The following is a 16,795-nucleotide window of genomic DNA, read 5'->3' as shown; positions in this document are numbered from 1 at the left end:
CACATAGACCGTGTAATTGTGCTTTTTCCGGGGCTCTGGGGGGGCGGGGGGGGGGGTGGGGGGGGGGCTGGGGGGGGGGGGGGCGGGGGGGGGGCCCCCCGGGCCCCCCCCCGGGCCCCCCGCCGATCTGCTGGTCCGGCACGCTCCCGTCGCCGTGACCATGGAGGTCTTCTGCCGGGGGCTGGAGCGGGAGAGCCGGCTGACGCCGTTTCCGTACCCGGACGGCTACAGCAGCTGAACGTTCTCCGCGTAGTGGCAGGCGACCGGGTTCCCGCCGCCCCGGTCGACCAGGTCCGGTACCTGTTCGACGCAGGCGGTGCGTTCGCTGTCGGTGAGCTGGTTCGCGAACTTGGGGCAGCGGGTGCGGAAGCGGCAGCCGCTGGGCGGGCGTACCGGGCTGGGGACGTCGCCCTGGACGATGATCCGTCTGCGGGCGCGTTCCTTGCGCGGATCGGGCAGCGGGATGGCGGAGACGAGGGCCTGGGTGTAGGGGTGTGCGGGGCGGGCGAAGAGCTGCCGGGCGGGGGCGATCTCCACCAGGCGGCCCAGGTACATCACCGCGACCCGACGGGCGACATGGCGCATCACGGAGAGGTCGTGCGCCACGAAGAGGAAGGACAGGCCCAGTTCGTTCTGGAGGTCCATCAGCAGGTTGAGGACGCCGGCCTGGATGGACACGTCCAGTGCGGAGACCGGCTCGTCCAGCACGATCACCTTGGGGCGGAGTGCCAGCGCCCGTGCGATGCCGATGCGTTGACGCTGGCCGCCGGAGAACTCGTGGGCGAAGCGGTTGCCGTGCTCGGGGTTGAGGCCGACCAGGCGCAGCAGTTCACGTACCTCGTCGGCGGCGCCGGGGCCGTAGCGGCCGTGGATGCGCAGGGGTTCGGCGACGATCTCGTGGACGGAGATCCGGGGGTCCAGGGAGGCGTACGGGTCCTGGAAGACGATCTGCAACTCACGGCGCACCGGCCGCATCTGATGTCGGCTCAGATCGGTCAGCAACCGGCCTCGATAGTGCACGGTGCCCGAGGTGGCGTTCTCCAGGTTGAGCAGGGTGCGGGAGACCGTCGTCTTGCCGGAGCCGGACTCACCGACGAGACCGAGCGTCTCGTTCTCGTACAGGTCGAAGGAGACCCCGCAGACGGCGTGGACGTCGCCGACCCGGCGGCGGACGACGCCCCGGGACATCACCGGGAAGTGTTTGACGAGGTCGCGGACCTGGAGGACGGGTTCGCCCGAGCCGCCGTGGCCGGGCAGCGGGGGCAGAGGGCCGTTCATCGGGCATCGTCCTCCAGGTCCGCGAACCGGGCGAGGGCCTCGCTGTCGGCGCCGACGGCGTCGAAGACCTCGTCGGCCGCCGTGTCGACGAGTTCGCCGGCGAAGTGGCAGGCGCTGCGGTGGGCGTCGGATCCGACCGGGCGCAGAGCGGGTTCCGTGCTGTCGCAGGGCTCCCGGCGCATCGGGCAGCGCGGGGCGAAGGGGCAGCCCGGTGGCAGGTTGAGCAGGGAGGGCGGGGAGCCGGTGATGGGGGTCAGCCGGTCCTCCTCGCGGTCCAGGCGGGGCAGGGAGCCGAGCAGGCCCAGGGTGTAGGGCATGCGCGGGGTGTAGAAGATGTCCTCGACCGAGCCGGTCTCCACGATCCGCCCGGCATACATGACGGCGACTCGGTCGGTGTGGCCGGCGACCACCCCGAGGTCGTGGGTGATCAGGACGAGCGCGGCGCCGGTCTCGGCGCGGGCGGCCTCCAGGGCCTCCAGGATCTGGGCCTGGACGGTGACGTCGAGGGCGGTGGTGGGCTCGTCGGCGATGATCACGTCGGGGTTGTTGGCGATCGCGATGGCGATGACGACCCGCTGGCGCATGCCGCCGGAGAGTTCGTGCGGATAGCTGTCGACGCGCCGTTCGGGGCTGGGGATGCCGACCGTGCCGAGGAGTTCCACGGCGCGCTCGCGGGCCGGACGTCGGCCGAGCCGGGGGTTGTGCCGGAGCAGGGTCTCGGCGATCTGGTAGCCGATCGTGTAGACGGGGTTGAGGGAGGTCATGGGGTCCTGGAAGACCATCGCGATGCCGCTGCCGCGTACCTCCGAGAGGCGGGCGTCGGACATGCCGAGCAGTTCGGTGCCGTCGAATCGCACCGAGCCGCGCACCCGGGCCGAGCCGGGCAGCAGTCCCATCACGGCCAGCGCGGTGACGGACTTGCCGGAGCCGGACTCGCCGACGATGCCGAGCGCCTCGCCGCGCTCCAGCCGGTAGCCGACGCCGCGCACCGCCCGTACGACACCGTCCTCGGTCGGGAACTCCACACTCAGCCCCTCGACTTCGAGTACGGCCCCGGACTCCTCGCCCTTGCCGACGACTCCGCGGGCACCGCTGCCGAGGCCGCCGCCGTCGTCCCCGCCGTGGCCGCTCCTGCTGTTGCCGCTGTCGCTGCTGTCGGCGTTTCCTCTGTCGGTGGCCGTCACTGTCGCACCCTTTGCTGCCGGGGGTCGAAGGCGTCGCGGAGGCCGTCGCCGATGAAGTTGATGGTGAGGGCGATGGCGATGATGAAGGCGCCGGGGATGTAGAAGAGCCAGGGCCGGGTGTCGACCGCCGTCTGCGCCTGGGCGACCAGCAACCCGAGGGAGGTGTCGGGCGGTTGGACGCCGAAGCCGAGGAAGGACAGGGCGGTCTCGGTGAGGATGCCGGTGGCGACCAGGATCGTGGCGTTGACGATGATCGGGCCGAGCGCGTTGGGCAGCAGGTGCCGGAAGATGATCCGGGTGTCGGAGGCGCCGAGCGCCCGGGCGGCCTCCACGAACTCCTTCTCGCGCAGCGACAGTACGGACGAGCGCACCACGCGTGACACGTACGCCCAGGTGAGTCCGGCGACGACCACGGCGATCCAGTACCAGGAGCCGCCGCTGCGGGAGGAGATGACCAGCGCGATCGCGAACAACGGGAGCGTCAGCACCAGATCGGCGATGCGCATCATCAGCGCGTCGACGAACCCCCGGTAGAAGCCGGCGACGGCGCCCCACACGGCACCGACGAGGGTGGATCCCAGGGCGATCAGGATGGCGATCTTCAGCGAGGTCTGGGTGCCGCGCATCACCTGGGCGTAGGCGTCGTACCCGGAGGAGTCGGTGCCGAACGGGTGCTTCCAGGAGGGGGGTTGGGAGTTGTCGGGGGTGTACTTGGTGTACGAGTAGTGCCAGAAGTGCGGGCCGAGGAACGCCCACCCCACGATCAGCAGGAACACGACCAGGCTGATCATCGCGGCCCGATGGCGCAGGAAGCGGCGCAGCACCAGCTGGGTCTGGCTGCGCTGCACGACGGTGAACCCGTCGTCCGCGCCCGGTGTCAGGGTGCCGGTCGGCCCGAGTGCCCCGATGTCAGTCATAGCGGATCCTCGGGTCGAGTACGGCGTAGAGCAGGTCGGCGAAGAGGTTGAAGACGATGACGACGACCGCGGAGAGCAGCAGCCAGGCCATGGTCCGGTAGACGTCGAGGGTGGTGGCGGCCTGCACGAGCATCTCGCCCATGCCGTGCCACTGGAAGATCGTCTCCGTGATGACCGCGCCGCCGAGGATGATCGCGATGTCGAGGGCGGTGACGGTGGCGAGCGGGATCAGCGCGGTGCGCAGGGCGTGCCGGGTGAGCACCCGGCCGCGGCGCAGCCCCTTGGCGCGGGCGAGCCGTACGTAGTCGCTGTCCAGGACCTCCAGCATGGAGGCGCGGGTGTAGCGGGTCCAGGAGGCGAAGGAGACCAGGGCCAGGGTGATGGTGGGCAGGATCAGATGGCCGATGTGGTCGGTGAACTCGTTCCAGGTGGTGTCCACTTCGAGGTACGGCGACTTCTCCCCGATGGTGCCGAGGAACTGGCTGCCGGTCTCCTGGTTGAACCAGATGCCGGCCTGTTTGAGCAGCACCGCGAACCAGAACACGGGCATGGCGAGGAAGAGGAAACCGAAGAAGGTGATGGTGTAGTCGGCGGCGCTGTACTGGCGGATCGCGCTGAACACGCCGAAGACGATCGACATCACCAGGGCGAGCAGCATGGCGGCGGCGACCAGGGTGACGGTGACCCGGAAGCGCGTGAACAGGTCGTGTCCGATGTCCAGGTTGGCCTGTACGGACGGGCCCCAGTCGCCGTGCAGGACGCCGGTGATCCAGTTCCAGTACCGCTCCACGGCGGGCTGGTCGGCGTGGATGTGCCGGGCGAACGCGGTCACGGCGGCCTTGCTGGGCGGCGGTTGCCGGGAGGTGGCGAAGTTGGCCACCGGGTCACCGGAGTTGACGACGACCAGGAAGACGATGAACGTCGAGACGATCAGGACGGGTACGGAGACAAGGATGCGGCGCACGGTGTAGGCGAGCATGCGGGTCTTCTCTCGCGGAGGCGGAGACCCGGCCCCGGGATCACCGGGGCCGGGCACGGAGGATCCGACGGGCTCCCGTGGGGCCTACTTCTTGAGGCCCCACTCGCCGACGTTGTACGGCGGTCCGGCGATGGTGGAGTTGTTGCGCATGTTGAGGAACCGCGTCTGCACCGCGAAGAACGTCGGCTTCTGGTAGAGCGGCAGCACGTAGGCGTCGCCGGTCATGATCTGGTCGGCCTGGTTGAGCAGCGACGCGGCCGTGGTCTGGTCCGTCTCGCCGATGGCCGTGTTGATCAGGGAGTCGACCTTCTTGTTGCTGTAGCCGCCGTAGTTGCCGCCCGCCCCGGTGGTCCACAGCTGCTGGGCGCCGCTGATCGGGAACGGCGAGGTGACCCAGGCGAAGACGATGATGTCGTACTGGTGGCCGGCCAGTACCGTGCCGAGGTCGGCGGCGCCGATCGGCTTGATGGTGACCTTGATCCCGAGGTTGGCGAGGTCGCTCTGGAGGATCTGGCACTCGCTCTGCCGGATCTGGTTGCCGGTGGTGTAGCGGCAGTTGAAGGGACCGACCGCCTCGCCGTCCGGGGTCTTCAGGGCGGTGCCGACTCCGGTGAACTTGGCGTCGGTGAGGTACTTCCTGGCCTTGGCGAGGTTGCCCGAGCCCTGGCCACTCGCACTGACCACGTCCTTGTAACCGGCCTCGCCCGGCACGAAGTTGTGGCTGTAGAGCTGCTTCGCTCCGGGGTCGAACTGGGCGACCGTCTTGGCCATGATGTCCTTGACGCTGACGGCCGTGAACATCGCCTGCCGGAGGGCCAGGTACTTGCCGATCACCGGGTTGTGCAGGTTGAGGTCGAAGTGCTCCCAGGTCAGCCCGTTGCCGATGGTGTAGGTGACGTTGGGGATGGCCTTCACCTGGTTGACGAGGTCGACCTCGGGCTGCGGATAGATGCCCTGGACCTCGTTGTTGCGCAGCGCGGTCGGCTCCTGGGTGGCGTCCGAGATCACCTTGAAGATCAGCCGTTGCAGGGTGGCCTTCTTGCCCGACCACTTCGGGTCGGGCTCATAAGTGGCGTGGTCGTTGTCGACCCATTGGGTCATCTTGTACGGGCCCGCGGTCGCGTACTTGGTGGGCGGGTTCTTCTGGAAGTACTGCCAGCCCTGGGCCATCTGGGCGGCCGTCATATGGGCCGCGTCGCCCGCCTTGGCACCGGAGATCTTCTCGGCGACATGCGCCGGATAGACCGGATAGCCCGCGCCGAACAGGGACTTCCAGTCCGAGTACGGCTTGGACATCACGACGGTGACGGTCTTGCCGTTGCCGGAGCCGGTGACCGACTTGATGCGGTCGTAGCCTGCGGTGCTCTCCGGCAGACATCCCTTGGTCTGGGTGGAGTCGCTGGCGGGCGGCGGCGGGCAGTCCTTGCCGTCGTTGGTCCGCCAGTAGTGGATGAAGTCGTCGGCAGTGATGGCAGTCCCGTCGTTCCAGGACGCCTTGGGGTTGATCTTGTAGACGATGGTCTGCGGGCCGGTGCTCGTCTGGGTCGCCGAGGTCACCAGGTCGGTGTTGAGCTTGACGCTGAAGTCCGGCTGCGGGATGAAGACCTGAGGCAGCACGGGGCTCAGCGCCTCGGCGTTCTCGAAGGTGTTGCCGTTGGTGTCCTGCACGTTCCACTGCTGGATGTTCTTCTCGATGACGTAGGTGAACGTGCCGCCGGCCTTGGTGGTGCCGGAGTTGCAGGTGTCGGCCTTGCCCTGGGTGGCGCAGGACGTGAGACCGGCCGAAGTGCCCTTGCTGCCGCTGCCCCCGCCGCCTCCCCCGCTGCTGCAGGCGGCGAGCGCCAGAACGAGCCCGGCGGTCAGTGCGAGTCCCCTTGTGAGGGCCGAAGAGTGCGCGCGCATGTCCCTCCTTCAGCCGGCGATTGTCCGGCCTGTGCACGGCGGCCAGTGGCCGCGAGGAAGTTGAGCTGCGCACCGACGGTAGAACGCTTGTGTACCTTCTTCACGTTCTTGTTCATACCGGGACGGCGACAATTCACCCTCGGTTTCCCCTAGGAACCCTCCACCCCGGGCAAAGTTCCCTACGCATGCCCCAGAAATGCCAAAGTCCCCGCCAACATCACGCATGCGGCGGGGATTTGACGAACCATCAGGAAATGTCAACCGATCGGGACGCCGGCCTCCAAGTAGAGCGCGGCACCGCGCTCGCGGGCCCGCAGCGCCCAGCGCAGCCGTTCGTAGCGCACCGGGGGCAGCATCTCGGCGGCCTCCTGTTCGGTGACGAAGCGCCAGCCGCGCAGCTCGGGTCCCGGCAGCACCAGCCGCCCGGCCTCGGCGGAGTCCAGCCGGCCGCCGTCGAAGAGCAGCCGCAGGCCTCCGTAGCGGGGCGGTACGGGCTGCTCCCAGTCGACGACCAGCAGCCGCAGCACCTTCTCCAGCCGCAGCCCGGTCTCCTCCTCGACCTCGCGCACGCCCGCCCGCGCGGGGGCCTCGCCGGGCTCGACGACACCGCCGGGGAACTCCCAGCCGGCCTTGTAGGTGGGATCGACGAGCAGGACGCGGTCCTGCTCGTCGAAGAGGAGCACCCCGGCCGCGAGGGTCTCGGCGGTGGGCTCCGGGGTCTGCACGATGTCGCAGACGGACGCGGCACCCGTGCCGACGGCCTCGGCGATGTACACGGCCGTCTCGTACGGGGTGAGGGCGCTGGTGTCGACGAGATGGGCGTCGGCGCCGATCCAGGAGGCGAGGGCGGCGCGGTAGGGCTCGATGTGGTCGTACGACCACTGCCGGACGCGCATCTCGCCGTCCGGCAGGTCGGACGGGATCTCGCGCCCGGCTATTCGCTCGCGCAGGATCGTTTCAGCCGGGGTGAGACACAGATGCCGGACGGCGATCCGGCGGGCGGCGAGGCCGCCGAAGATCTCGTCGCGGTACTCCTGGCGCAGCAACGTCATGGGGACCACCAGGGTCCCGCCCAGCTCGGCCAGCATCGCGGCCGCCGTGTCGATCACCAGTCGTCGCCAGATCGGCAGGTCCTGGAAGTCGCCGGCCTCGGCGAGGTGCTTGGCAGGTAGCAGATGTGTCAGTGCCCCGCCGATGACCTCGGGGTCGAAGAGCGTGCTGTTCGGGATCAGTTCGATCAGTTCACGTGCGGTGGTGCTCTTCCCCGCACCGAACGCGCCGTTGACCCAGACGATCACGGACTCCCCCTCTTCTGTTGGCCCCCTGAGGCTTGCCCGCTCCACACTGCCACGGAAACCAGTTCCCGTTGAGGGCGCGCAAAACGGAGTGCCGGTGCTCCCTCGGCGGAACACCGGCACCGTCCGTTCGCCCCCTGCCCCGCCGGGCTACTCCTGGCCCAGGAAGTTCTGATCGGTCTGGAAGCTGCCCTCGCCCACGAGGTGGCCGACGTGCTCCAGGGTGTCCGAGAGGTACAGGTCGTCGAGCGGCCCGTCGGCGGCGGCGGCGTGGGACGGAGTGATGGCAGCCACGACGAATCCGGTGGCCAGGCTGGCGATGGCGAGCATGCTGCGCTTCTTCATGCCCCGTCCAACTACGCGGGCGGCCAGGGGTCACGGGCGGACCCGCGAGGGGAGCAACGCGGCAGGTCGGCACGTCGGCGCGTCGGCGGTGAGCAGCCGACGGCCGGCGGTGGGTGCCTCGCCGTCGATCTCGCGCGGAAACCGGGTGGCCCCGACGATCAGCGCGCGGCTACCGTCGGGAAACCCGATCCCCCGACCGCACAGGAAGACCTACGCCATGACCAGCCCGCGACCGACCACGACCCTCTGGCGCCCCACCGGCCCCGTGGAGCTCGCACTGGTCCGGGAGCTGGAGTGGCGCGCCTGGCCGCCCCGGCTGCCCGAGCAGCCGATCTTCTACCCGGTGCTCGACGAGGACTACGCGATCAGGATCGCCCGCGACTGGAACGTCAAGCACGACGGCGCCGGCTTCGTGACCCGGTTCGAGGTCGACACGGAGTTCGTCCGCCGCTACCCCGTCCAGCAGGCGGGCGGCAGCACGATCCTGGAGCTGTGGGTGCCGGCCGAGGAACTGGACGAGTTCAACGCGCACATCGTCGGCACGATCGACGTGGTCCACGAGTTCCGGTGAGGCCCGGCGCCGTCGCCGCACCAGGACATCGGATGTCCTACCCGGCCACCCCACAGACAGGTCCCAGGGACCTCATAGTCTCTCGGGGTCGCCAATCAACACAACCCAACGCGCGCGACGGCACGCCATCCCCAACAGGCCCCACAACCAGGCCAGTACGAGAACTGGAGCAACCTTCACCGCTTCCCTTCCAACACAGCTCAACAGCTCCTACCATAAGCGCGCACCGATGACGCCTCCATGTCGTCATCCCACCTTTCGCGAGTCGGAGGAGCGTAACGATGCGTCACCCTCACACCCGCACAACCCGCCGAAGAGTGGTCGGAGCACTGACCGCGGCACTGCTGTGCACGGCGGGCCTCGCCGCACCCGCCGCCGCCGGCGGCGGGCCGACCGGCTCGCCCACCCCCGCCGACGGTCTCGCCCTCACCCCGCCGATGGGCTTCAACAACTGGAACTCCACGCACTGCGGTGCGGACTTCGACGAGACCATGGTCGAGGGCATCGCGGACCTCTTCGTGGCGAAGGGCCTCAAGGACGCCGGCTACCGGTACGTCAACCTCGACGACTGCTGGGCCCTGCCGAGCCGCGACGCGGACGGCAAGCTGGTCCCGGACCCGGCCCGGTTCCCCCACGGCATCAAGGCGGTCGCCGACTACGTGCACGCCAAAGGCCTCAAGCTCGGCATCTACACCAGCGCGGGCACCAAGACCTGCAACGACGCGGGCTTCCCGGGTGCCCTCGGCCACGAGTACAGCGATGCCCGGCAGTTCGCCGACTGGGGTGTCGACTATCTCAAGTACGACAACTGCAACAACCAGGGCGTGGACGCCAAGCAGCGCTACCTCACCATGCGGGACGCGCTGAAGGCGACCGGGCGGCCCATCGTCTACAGCATCTGCGAATGGGGCGAGAACAAGCCCTGGGAGTGGGCGTCGGACGTCGGACAGCTGTGGCGCACCACCGGGGACATCAGCGACAGCTGGGGCTCGATGGTGTCGATCCTGAAGCAGAACCTGCCGCTCGCGCCCTACGCGGGCCCCGGGCACTGGAACGACCCGGACATGCTGGAGGTCGGCAACGGCGGCATGACCGACACCGAGTACCGCTCGCACTTCTCGATGTGGTCGATGATGGCCGCCCCGCTGCTCATCGGCACCGACCTGCGCAAGGCCTCCCCGGCGACCTTCGACATCCTGGACAACAAGGAGGTCATCGCCGTCGACCAGGACCCGCTCGGCAAGCAGGGCACGGTGCTCTCCTCTGCCGGCGGACGCTGGGTCGTGGCCAAGGAGTTGAAGGACGGCAGCCGCGCGGTCGCCCTCTTCAACGAGTCCAACTCCCCCCAGCGCATCGCGACCACCGCCCAGGCGGCCGGCCTCCCGAACGCGCCCGCCTACACCCTGCGCGACCTGTGGCGGCACCGCAGCTACAACACCGCGGGCACCATCTCCGCGGTCGTCCCGGCACACGGCACCGTCCTGGTCCGGGTCGCCGCCGACCGGCGCTGGGCGGCCAACCCGCCGGCCGTCGAACTCGGCCTGACCGGCAGCCGGTTCGTCGAGCCGGGCAGCACGGCCGCGCTCACCACCTCCGTCACCGACCTCGGCCGCAGCACCGCCCACAAGGTCTCCGTGACGCTCACCGGCCCCCGGGGCTGGACCGTCACCCCGACCTCGCCGACCAGGACCACGGCACTGCCGACGGGCCGTGCCCTGCGCACCGGCTGGAGGGTGACCGCTCCCGCGGGGACGCCGAAGGGGTCCTACGACCTCGGGCTCAGGACGAGTTACCGGTCGCCGGCCGGAGTGCGCGCCGAGAGCACCATGACGATCACGACGACCGTCGCGGACCCGCCGCCCGCCGGAAGCTCCTATCTCAGCGACCTTCCCTGGCTGTCGGCCGACAACGGCTGGGGCCCCGTGGAGCGCGACTCCAGCAACGGGGAGACCGCCGCGGGCGACGGGCGTCCGATCACCGTCGGCGGCGTGGTGTACGCCAAGGGGCTCGGCACCCATGCTCAGAGCCAGGTCGACTACTACACCGGGAAGGCGTGCGAGAAGGTCACCGCCGAGGTCGGCGTGGACGACGAGGAAGCCGCCGACGGAAGCGTCTCCTTCGAGGTCTGGGCGGACGGCACGAAGGTCGCCTCGACCGGCGTACTGACCACGGACATGCCCGCCCAGCCGCTCTCCGCCGACGTCACCGGCGCCGAGGTCATCAGCCTCGTCGTCACCGACGGCGGGAACGGCATCACCTCCGACCACGGCGACTGGGCGGACGCGCGGATCACCTGCTGACGGCCCGCGGCCACCGCATCACACGTTCCCGGGCGTCCCCCGAGCGGCCCGGTCGGCCGGACCTGAACCCCGGCCGACCGGGCCTGAACGTTCCTGCCGCGTACCGCGGCCGCCTCAGACCCCCGCCGCCGTCGCGTCCGTGCCCATCCGCGCCAGCGCGGCCGCCGCGGCGCCCACCAGTCCCGCGTCCGTGCCCATCTGGGCCGGCACGATCGTCAGGCGCTGCACGAAGGAGAGGGTCGCGTAGTCGGTGAGGGCCTTGCGCAGCGGCGTGAAGAGGATGTCCCCCGCCTTGCCCACCCCGCCGCCGATCACCGCGATGTCGATCTCGACCAGGGTCGCGGTGGCCGCGATCCCGGCCGCCAGCGCCTGCGCGGCCCGCTCGAAGGACGCCAGCGCGACCGGGTCGCCGATCCGGGCCGCGTCCGCGACCGCCGCCGCCGAGGTGTCGCCGTCGGGACCCGGCTGCCAGCCGCCCTCCAGCGCGCGCCGGGCGATGTTGGGACCGCTCGCGATGCGTTCCACGCAGCCGCGCGATCCGCAGGGACAGGGGTCCCCGTCGAGGTCGACGCTGATGTGGCCGATGTGGCCGGCGTTGCCGGTCGGCCCGGGGTGCAGTTTCCCGCCGAGCACCAGGCCGCCGCCGACGCCCGTCGACACCACCATGCACAGCGCGTTGTCGTGGCCGCGGGCCGCGCCCTGCCAGTGTTCGGCGGCCGTGATGGCGACGCCGTCGCCGATCAGCTCGACCGGCAGCCCGCCGGAGGCCGCGCGGACCCGCTCGACGAGCGGGAAGTCCCGCCAGCCCGGCACGTTGACCGGACTCACGGTGCCGGCGGAGGCGTCCACCGGGCCCGCGCTGCCGATCCCGAGCGAGCCGGCCCTTCCCCACAGGGGTGAACCGGCGAGTTCGCCGACCACCTCCTCGACGGCCCCCATGACCGTCTCGCCGTCCTGCTGGGCGGGCGTCGCGCGCTGGGCGCGCGCCTGGATCCGTCCGTGACCGTCCACCAGAGCGCCGGCGATCTTTGTGCCGCCGATGTCGAGGGCCGCCACGAGGTCGGTGTGCATCAGAGTCAGATCTCCCCGTCAACCATGAGTAACCGAGTGAAAGGCAGCCGTCCAGCGGTGGGGGCGCGGGCCGGAGATTGCGGTGGACAGTCTCCCCCGCATCTGACAACGTTGTCCAGGCTCTATGCTCGACGCCACATCCTCATACAAACCCATGGCCCTGTGCATCCCCCGTGGACAACAGGAATCCCACCGTGGACGACAGGACAGGACGCCGCATCGTGCCCGAGACCTCCCGCCGCGCAGACCGTCTTCCCGGCTCCCGTTACGGGACCCGGCCGACGATGAAGGACGTGGCTGCGCGCGCCGGTGTCGGCCTGAAGACGGTGTCCCGGGTGGTCAACGGCGAGCCCGGGGTGACCCCGGACACCGAGCGCCGGGTCCAGGAGGCGATCGACGCGCTCGGCTTCCGCCGCAACGACAGCGCACGGGTGCTGCGCAAGGGCCGCACCGCGAGCATCGGTCTGGTGCTGGAGGACCTCGCCGACCCGTTCTACGGCCCGCTCAGCCGTGCCGTCGAGGAGGTGGCCCGGGCCCATGGCGCGCTGCTGATCAACGGCTCCAGCGCCGAGGACCCGGACCGGGAGCAGGAGTTGGCGCTCGCGCTGTGCGCGCGGCGGGTGGACGGGCTGGTGGTGATCCCGGCCGGGGACGACCACCGTTATCTGGAGCCGGAGATCAGGGCGGGCGTGGCCACGGTGTTCGTGGACCGCCCGGCCGGGAGGATCGACGCCGACGTGGTGCTGTCCGACAACTACGGCGGGGCCCGTGACGGGGTCGCCCATCTGATCGCGCACGGCCACCACCGGATCGGCTTCATCGGCGACATGCCCGGCATCCACACGGCGGCGGAACGGCTGCGCGGCTACCGGGCCGCGATGGAGGACGCCGGGATATCCGTCGCGCCGGCGTGGACCTCCCTCGGCATGACGGACCCGGAGCGGGTGCGCCGGGCCGCCGAGGAGATGCTGTCCGGGCCGGCGCCGGTGACCGCGATCTTCACCGGCAACAACCGGGTGACCGTCACCGTGATCCGGGTCCTCGCCGAACAGCCCCGCCCGGTCGCGCTCGTGGGCTTCGACGACATCGAGCTGGCCGATCTGCTGCATCCTGGCCTCACGGTCGTCGCCCAGGACGCGGCCCTGCTCGGCCGTACAGCCGCCGAGCGGCTCTTCCGCCAGCTGGACGGCGTTCTCCTGGCACCGGAGCGCATCGAGCTGCCGACCCGGCTGGTCACCCGAGGCTCGGGCGAGCTGCCGCCCTCGGAGTGAGCGGCGCATGAGCGGCCGTACGCTCGCGGAGCTGGGCCTCGACCAGGCACCGCGCGACCACCCGCTGACCTATCCCGGCGCCTGGCCCGCCGATTCCGGACTCCTCGACGGCGACCGGCTGTTGCCGCTGGACCGGCTGGTGCACGACGACGGCCGGGTACCGGTGCTCGCGGTCGGCTCCAACGCCTCCCCCGCCCAACTCCAGCACAAGATGGCCGAGTCCGGGGTGACCGGGCCGATCCCCATGGTGCGCACCCGGGTGACCGGCCTCGACGTGGGCGTCTCCGCGCACGTCAGCCGGCTCGGCTATGTCTCTGCGTCCCCGCTCCACTCCCCTACGACGGTACGGGAGTTGTTCGTCGTCTGGCTGGACGGGCCCCAACTGGGGGTGATCGACGCGAGCGAGGGCGTACCGCTGCCGGGCGGAAACTTCGGCCGGGCGTGGCTGCCCGCCCCGCACGTACGCGTCGCTCTCGCGGACGGCACCACGCTCCCGGGCGTCCACGCCTACGTCAACCGGCACGGCGTCCTGCACGACGGCACCGGCAGGCCCCGCCGCCACCCCGGCGAGCACGCCCTCCTCACCGAACTCCTTGATGAATCAGCCGCGTTGAGGGAGCTGTTCGGTGTCACGCCCGAGGAGTTCTGCACCCGTGCGCGGGCCGACGCCGAACTGTGCCGCCGGGGCACCCGGTTGTTCGCCGAGCGGAAGTGGGCGGTCGCGTCGGGCCTGGAGCGGTACCTGCGCGTTCAGCGGACGGGAAGTCCGGGGACCGGCTCGTTGGCGCCGCCCTCGATGTAGACGCCGCTGATGTACACGCCGGTGTTGCCTTTGTCGTCGGTCTCGGCCCACCAGACGTCGGACCGCCTGCCGTGGGTCTCCCGGCGGCCCGGATCTCCCGAACCCGGAAAGGCCGGCCGCTACTTGCCCGAGGCCGTCAGGTCGCCGCGCCGGGGGGCCGCGAAGCCCTCCAGGTCGGCGCGGGTCAGACCGGTCAGCCGGGCCACCTCGGCGATGTCGAGGGCGCCGCAGTCCAGTCCGCGCAGCAGGTAGCCGCCGAGGGCCTTGGCGGTGGCCGGCTCGTCCATGACGTCACCGCCGGTGCGGTTGGCGTACCGGGCGAGCCGGGCGGCGGCCTGCTCGAAACCCTCGCGGTAGAAGGCGAACACGGCCGCGTACCGGGTCGGGATGTGGCCGGGGTGCATGTCCCAGCCCTGGTAGTAGGCACGGGCCAGGGCGCGCCGGGTGAGCCCGTAGTGCAGCCGCCAGGCGTCGTGCACCTTCGCGGTGGGGCCGACCGGCAGCACGTTGGTGGAACCGTCCGACACGCGTACGCCGGTACCGGCGGCCGCGACCTGCATGACCGCCTTGGCGTGGTCGGCGGCCGGGTGGTCGCTGGCCTGGTAGGCGGCGGAGACGCCGAGGCAGGCGCTGTAGTCGAAGGTGCCGTAGTGCAGTCCGGTGGCGCGGCCCTCGGCAGCCTGGATCATCCGGGCGACGGTGGCGGTGCCGTCGGTGGCGAGGATGGACTGGCTGGTCTCGATCTGGATCTCGAAGCCGATCCGGCCCGTCTCCAGACCGTGCGCCTTCTCGAAGGCCTCCAGGAGCCGGACCATCGCGGTGACCTGCTCGGGGTAGGTCACCTTGGGCAGGGTCAGCACCAGGCCCTCGGGCAGCCCGCCGGCCGCCATCAGCCCGGTGAGGAAGATGTCGAGGGTGCGGATGCCCCGGTCGCGCACCGCGGCTTCCATGCACTTCATCCGGATGCCCATGTACGGCGCCGCCGTCCCCTCGGCATACGCCTGGGCGATCAGCCGCGCCGCCCGGGCCGCCGTCTCGTCCTCCTCGGCGTCGGGGCGGGGGCCGTAGCCGTCCTCGAAGTCGACGCGCAGGTCTTCGATCGGCTCGCGCTCCAGTTTGGCGCGGACCCGGGAGTAGACGGGCTCGGCAAGTTCGTCGGACAGGCCGAGGACGGCGGCGAAGGCGGCGGCGTCGGGGGCGTGTTCGTCGAGGGCGGCCAGCGCCCGGTCGCCCCAGGAGCGGATGGTGTCCGCGGCGAAGGCGTCACCGGGGACGTAGACGGTATGGACGGGCTGGCGGGTGCCGGGGTCGCCCGGGTAGCGACGCTCCAGTTCGGCGTCGACCGGCGCGAGGGAGGCGCTGATCTCCTCGCTGACGGCGCCCGCGAGACTCGTCGCCACCTTCTGCTGCTGGCCCTGGCCCATCCCACACCCTCCTGTTTTCCACCGTACGGAATCAACAATCCGTTGAATGAAGTTATCCGGGCTCCTTCGGGATGGTCAACACCATGTCCACCGGGCGACACGCCCCCATCTGGGCATGTTCACGCTCGACTCACACCTGGGTAGCACACTCTCTGCGCAGGACTCGCCTTACGCACGCCGCGTCCGGCCGACGCCACCGAAGGAGCACCCGTGCCGAACCAGCGCCGAGTCACCCGCCGTCTGGGCCTGAAAGTCCTGTTGGCCGCGGCGGTCACCGTGCCCCTCTCCAGTGCCGTGGTCTCCGCCTCGTCCGCCTCCTCCAGGCCGTCCGCCACTCTGCGGTCCGGGCGGGTGACCCCTTCGGCTCCGCCGCGGCGCGCGCCCCGGCTCGACGTCATGACCTTCAACCTGCGGTACGCCAGCACCGCCGAGCCCAACAGCTGGGCCGACCGCCGGCCCGTGATGCGCGAACTGCTGCACCGCGCGCACCCCCAGGTCATCGGCACCCAGGAAGGCCTCTACCAGCAGCTGCGCGACATCGACGCCGACCTGGGACCGCACTACGACTGGATCGGCACCGGCCGCGAGGGCGGCAGCCGGGACGAGTCCACGGCGATCTACTACGACATCCGGCGCCTGGCCCCTGTGGAGCACTACACCTTCTGGCTCTCCGACACCCCGGAGGTCATCGGATCCAACACCTGGAACGCCGCCTTCCCTCGCATCGTCACCTGGGTCCGCTTCCGTGATCTCGCCGACGACGGCCGGGAGTTCTACGTCGCCAACACCCACTTCGACCAGAAGAGCCAGTACGCCCGCGAGCGCAGCGCGACCCTGCTCACCCAGCGGATCGCGGAGTTGGACCCCGCGCTGCCGGTCGTGGTGACCGGCGACTTCAACGCCGCCGCGCACAAGAACCCGGCCTACGACACCCTGGTGGACTCCGGGCTCGTGGACGCCTGGGACGCGGCGAAGCGGCGCGGCACCCTGTACGGCACCTTCCACGGCTACCACCGGCTGAAGCAGGACGGCGACCGCATCGACTGGATCCTGACCTCGCCGGGTGTGACCACGCACGAGGCGACGATCGACACCTTCTCGATGCACGGCCAGTTCCCCAGCGACCATCTGCCCGTGCACGTCTCGCTGAGCCTGCGCTGACAGCACGAGGCCCCCGTGACCGGTGTCGGTCACGGGGGCTCGGGCAGCCTGGCGGTGATCAGCCCTTGCGGGTGTTGATCTCCTCGGTGAGCTGCGGGACGACGTCGAAGAGGTCGCCGACCACGCCGAAGTCGACCAGTTCGAAGATCGGGGCCTCGGCGTCCTTGTTGACCGCGACGATCGTCTTCGAGGTCTGCATGCCCGCGCGGTGCTGGATGGCGCCGGAGATGCCGTTGGCGATGTACAGCTGCGGGGAGACGGACTTGCCGGTCTGGCCGACCTGGTTGGTGTGCGG

The 16,795-nt window shown here is 70.5% G+C and carries 15 protein-coding genes; 5 read left to right on the top strand and 10 right to left on the bottom strand.

What is annotated here, in order from left to right:
- Positions 1-225: 225 nt before the first annotated feature.
- From ACWGJB_RS15545 to ACWGJB_RS15515, 7 genes are all read right to left on the bottom strand, one after another.
- Positions 226-1,278, bottom strand: a complete 1,053-nt coding sequence (locus tag ACWGJB_RS15545) for an ABC transporter ATP-binding protein (protein ID WP_453380691.1) — start codon at positions 1,276-1,278, stop codon at positions 226-228.
- A complete protein-coding gene (locus ACWGJB_RS15540; RefSeq protein ID WP_453380690.1) occupies positions 1,275-2,462 on the bottom strand; it encodes an ABC transporter ATP-binding protein in 1,188 nt (395 codons plus the stop codon). Before ACWGJB_RS15540 ends, ACWGJB_RS15545 begins: the two co-directional genes overlap by 4 nt.
- On the bottom strand, positions 2,459-3,379 hold the full coding sequence (locus ACWGJB_RS15535) for an ABC transporter permease (protein ID WP_453380689.1): 921 nt from the start codon (positions 3,377-3,379) through the stop codon (positions 2,459-2,461). The genes ACWGJB_RS15540 and ACWGJB_RS15535 overlap by 4 nt, the downstream gene beginning before the upstream one ends.
- On the bottom strand, positions 3,372-4,358 hold the full coding sequence (locus ACWGJB_RS15530) for an ABC transporter permease (RefSeq protein WP_453380688.1): 987 nt from the start codon (positions 4,356-4,358) through the stop codon (positions 3,372-3,374). The genes ACWGJB_RS15535 and ACWGJB_RS15530 overlap by 8 nt, the downstream gene beginning before the upstream one ends.
- Before the next feature lie 84 nt (positions 4,359-4,442).
- Complete coding sequence (locus ACWGJB_RS15525) at positions 4,443-6,260, bottom strand: ABC transporter family substrate-binding protein (RefSeq protein ID WP_453380687.1); 1,818 nt, start codon at positions 6,258-6,260, stop codon at positions 4,443-4,445.
- Between the two features lie 257 nt (positions 6,261-6,517).
- Positions 6,518-7,558: an NUDIX hydrolase gene (locus ACWGJB_RS15520; RefSeq protein ID WP_453380686.1), complete on the bottom strand. Its 1,041-nt coding sequence runs from the start codon at positions 7,556-7,558 to the stop codon at positions 6,518-6,520.
- A 147-nt stretch (positions 7,559-7,705) separates the two neighbouring features.
- Positions 7,706-7,900 (bottom strand): hypothetical protein, encoded by a 195-nt coding sequence (locus tag ACWGJB_RS15515; RefSeq protein WP_453380685.1) that lies wholly within the window; start codon positions 7,898-7,900, stop codon positions 7,706-7,708.
- Between the two features lie 217 nt (positions 7,901-8,117).
- Here ACWGJB_RS15515 and ACWGJB_RS15510 point away from each other — a divergent pair, with 217 nt between their 5' ends.
- Both ACWGJB_RS15510 and ACWGJB_RS15505 read left to right on the top strand, forming a co-directional pair.
- Complete coding sequence (locus ACWGJB_RS15510) at positions 8,118-8,471, top strand: hypothetical protein (RefSeq protein ID WP_453380684.1); 354 nt, start codon at positions 8,118-8,120, stop codon at positions 8,469-8,471.
- 281 nt (positions 8,472-8,752) lie between these two features.
- Entirely contained in the window at positions 8,753-10,771 is a 2,019-nt protein-coding gene (locus ACWGJB_RS15505) for an NPCBM/NEW2 domain-containing protein (protein ID WP_453380683.1), read from the top strand.
- Positions 10,772-10,885: 114 nt separating this feature from the next.
- On the opposite strand, the gene ACWGJB_RS15500 is transcribed toward ACWGJB_RS15505, so the two are convergent.
- Positions 10,886-11,842 carry an ROK family protein gene (locus tag ACWGJB_RS15500; protein ID WP_453380682.1) on the bottom strand — a complete coding sequence of 319 codons (957 nt, stop codon included), beginning with the start codon at positions 11,840-11,842 and terminating at the stop codon, positions 10,886-10,888.
- Positions 11,843-12,036: 194 nt separating this feature from the next.
- Here ACWGJB_RS15500 and ACWGJB_RS15495 point away from each other — a divergent pair, with 194 nt between their 5' ends.
- Positions 12,037-13,113, top strand: a complete 1,077-nt coding sequence (locus tag ACWGJB_RS15495; protein ID WP_453380681.1) for a LacI family DNA-binding transcriptional regulator — start codon at positions 12,037-12,039, stop codon at positions 13,111-13,113.
- A gap of 7 nt (positions 13,114-13,120) precedes the next feature.
- Positions 13,121-13,915: a hypothetical protein gene (locus ACWGJB_RS15490; RefSeq protein ID WP_453380680.1), complete on the top strand. Its 795-nt coding sequence runs from the start codon at positions 13,121-13,123 to the stop codon at positions 13,913-13,915.
- Positions 13,916-14,034: 119 nt separating this feature from the next.
- Here ACWGJB_RS15490 and ACWGJB_RS15485 read toward each other — a convergent pair whose 3' ends face one another.
- The gene (locus tag ACWGJB_RS15485; RefSeq protein ID WP_453380679.1) at positions 14,035-15,339 is read right to left on the bottom strand and encodes a DUF6986 family protein; all 1,305 of its coding nucleotides are present in this window, start codon (positions 15,337-15,339) and stop codon (positions 14,035-14,037) included.
- Positions 15,340-15,549: 210 nt separating this feature from the next.
- Here ACWGJB_RS15485 and ACWGJB_RS15480 point away from each other — a divergent pair, with 210 nt between their 5' ends.
- On the top strand, positions 15,550-16,500 hold the full coding sequence (locus tag ACWGJB_RS15480) for an endonuclease/exonuclease/phosphatase family protein (protein ID WP_453380678.1): 951 nt from the start codon (positions 15,550-15,552) through the stop codon (positions 16,498-16,500).
- 58 nt (positions 16,501-16,558) lie between these two features.
- Here ACWGJB_RS15480 and ACWGJB_RS15475 read toward each other — a convergent pair.
- Positions 16,559-16,795 (bottom strand): electron transfer flavoprotein subunit alpha/FixB family protein (locus tag ACWGJB_RS15475; RefSeq protein WP_453380677.1); only part of this gene is annotated, 237 nt, incomplete at its 5' end.

The organism is Streptomyces sp. NPDC054813 (genome assembly GCF_053611365.1).
This window is presented reverse-complemented; position numbering and strand designations above follow the sequence as displayed.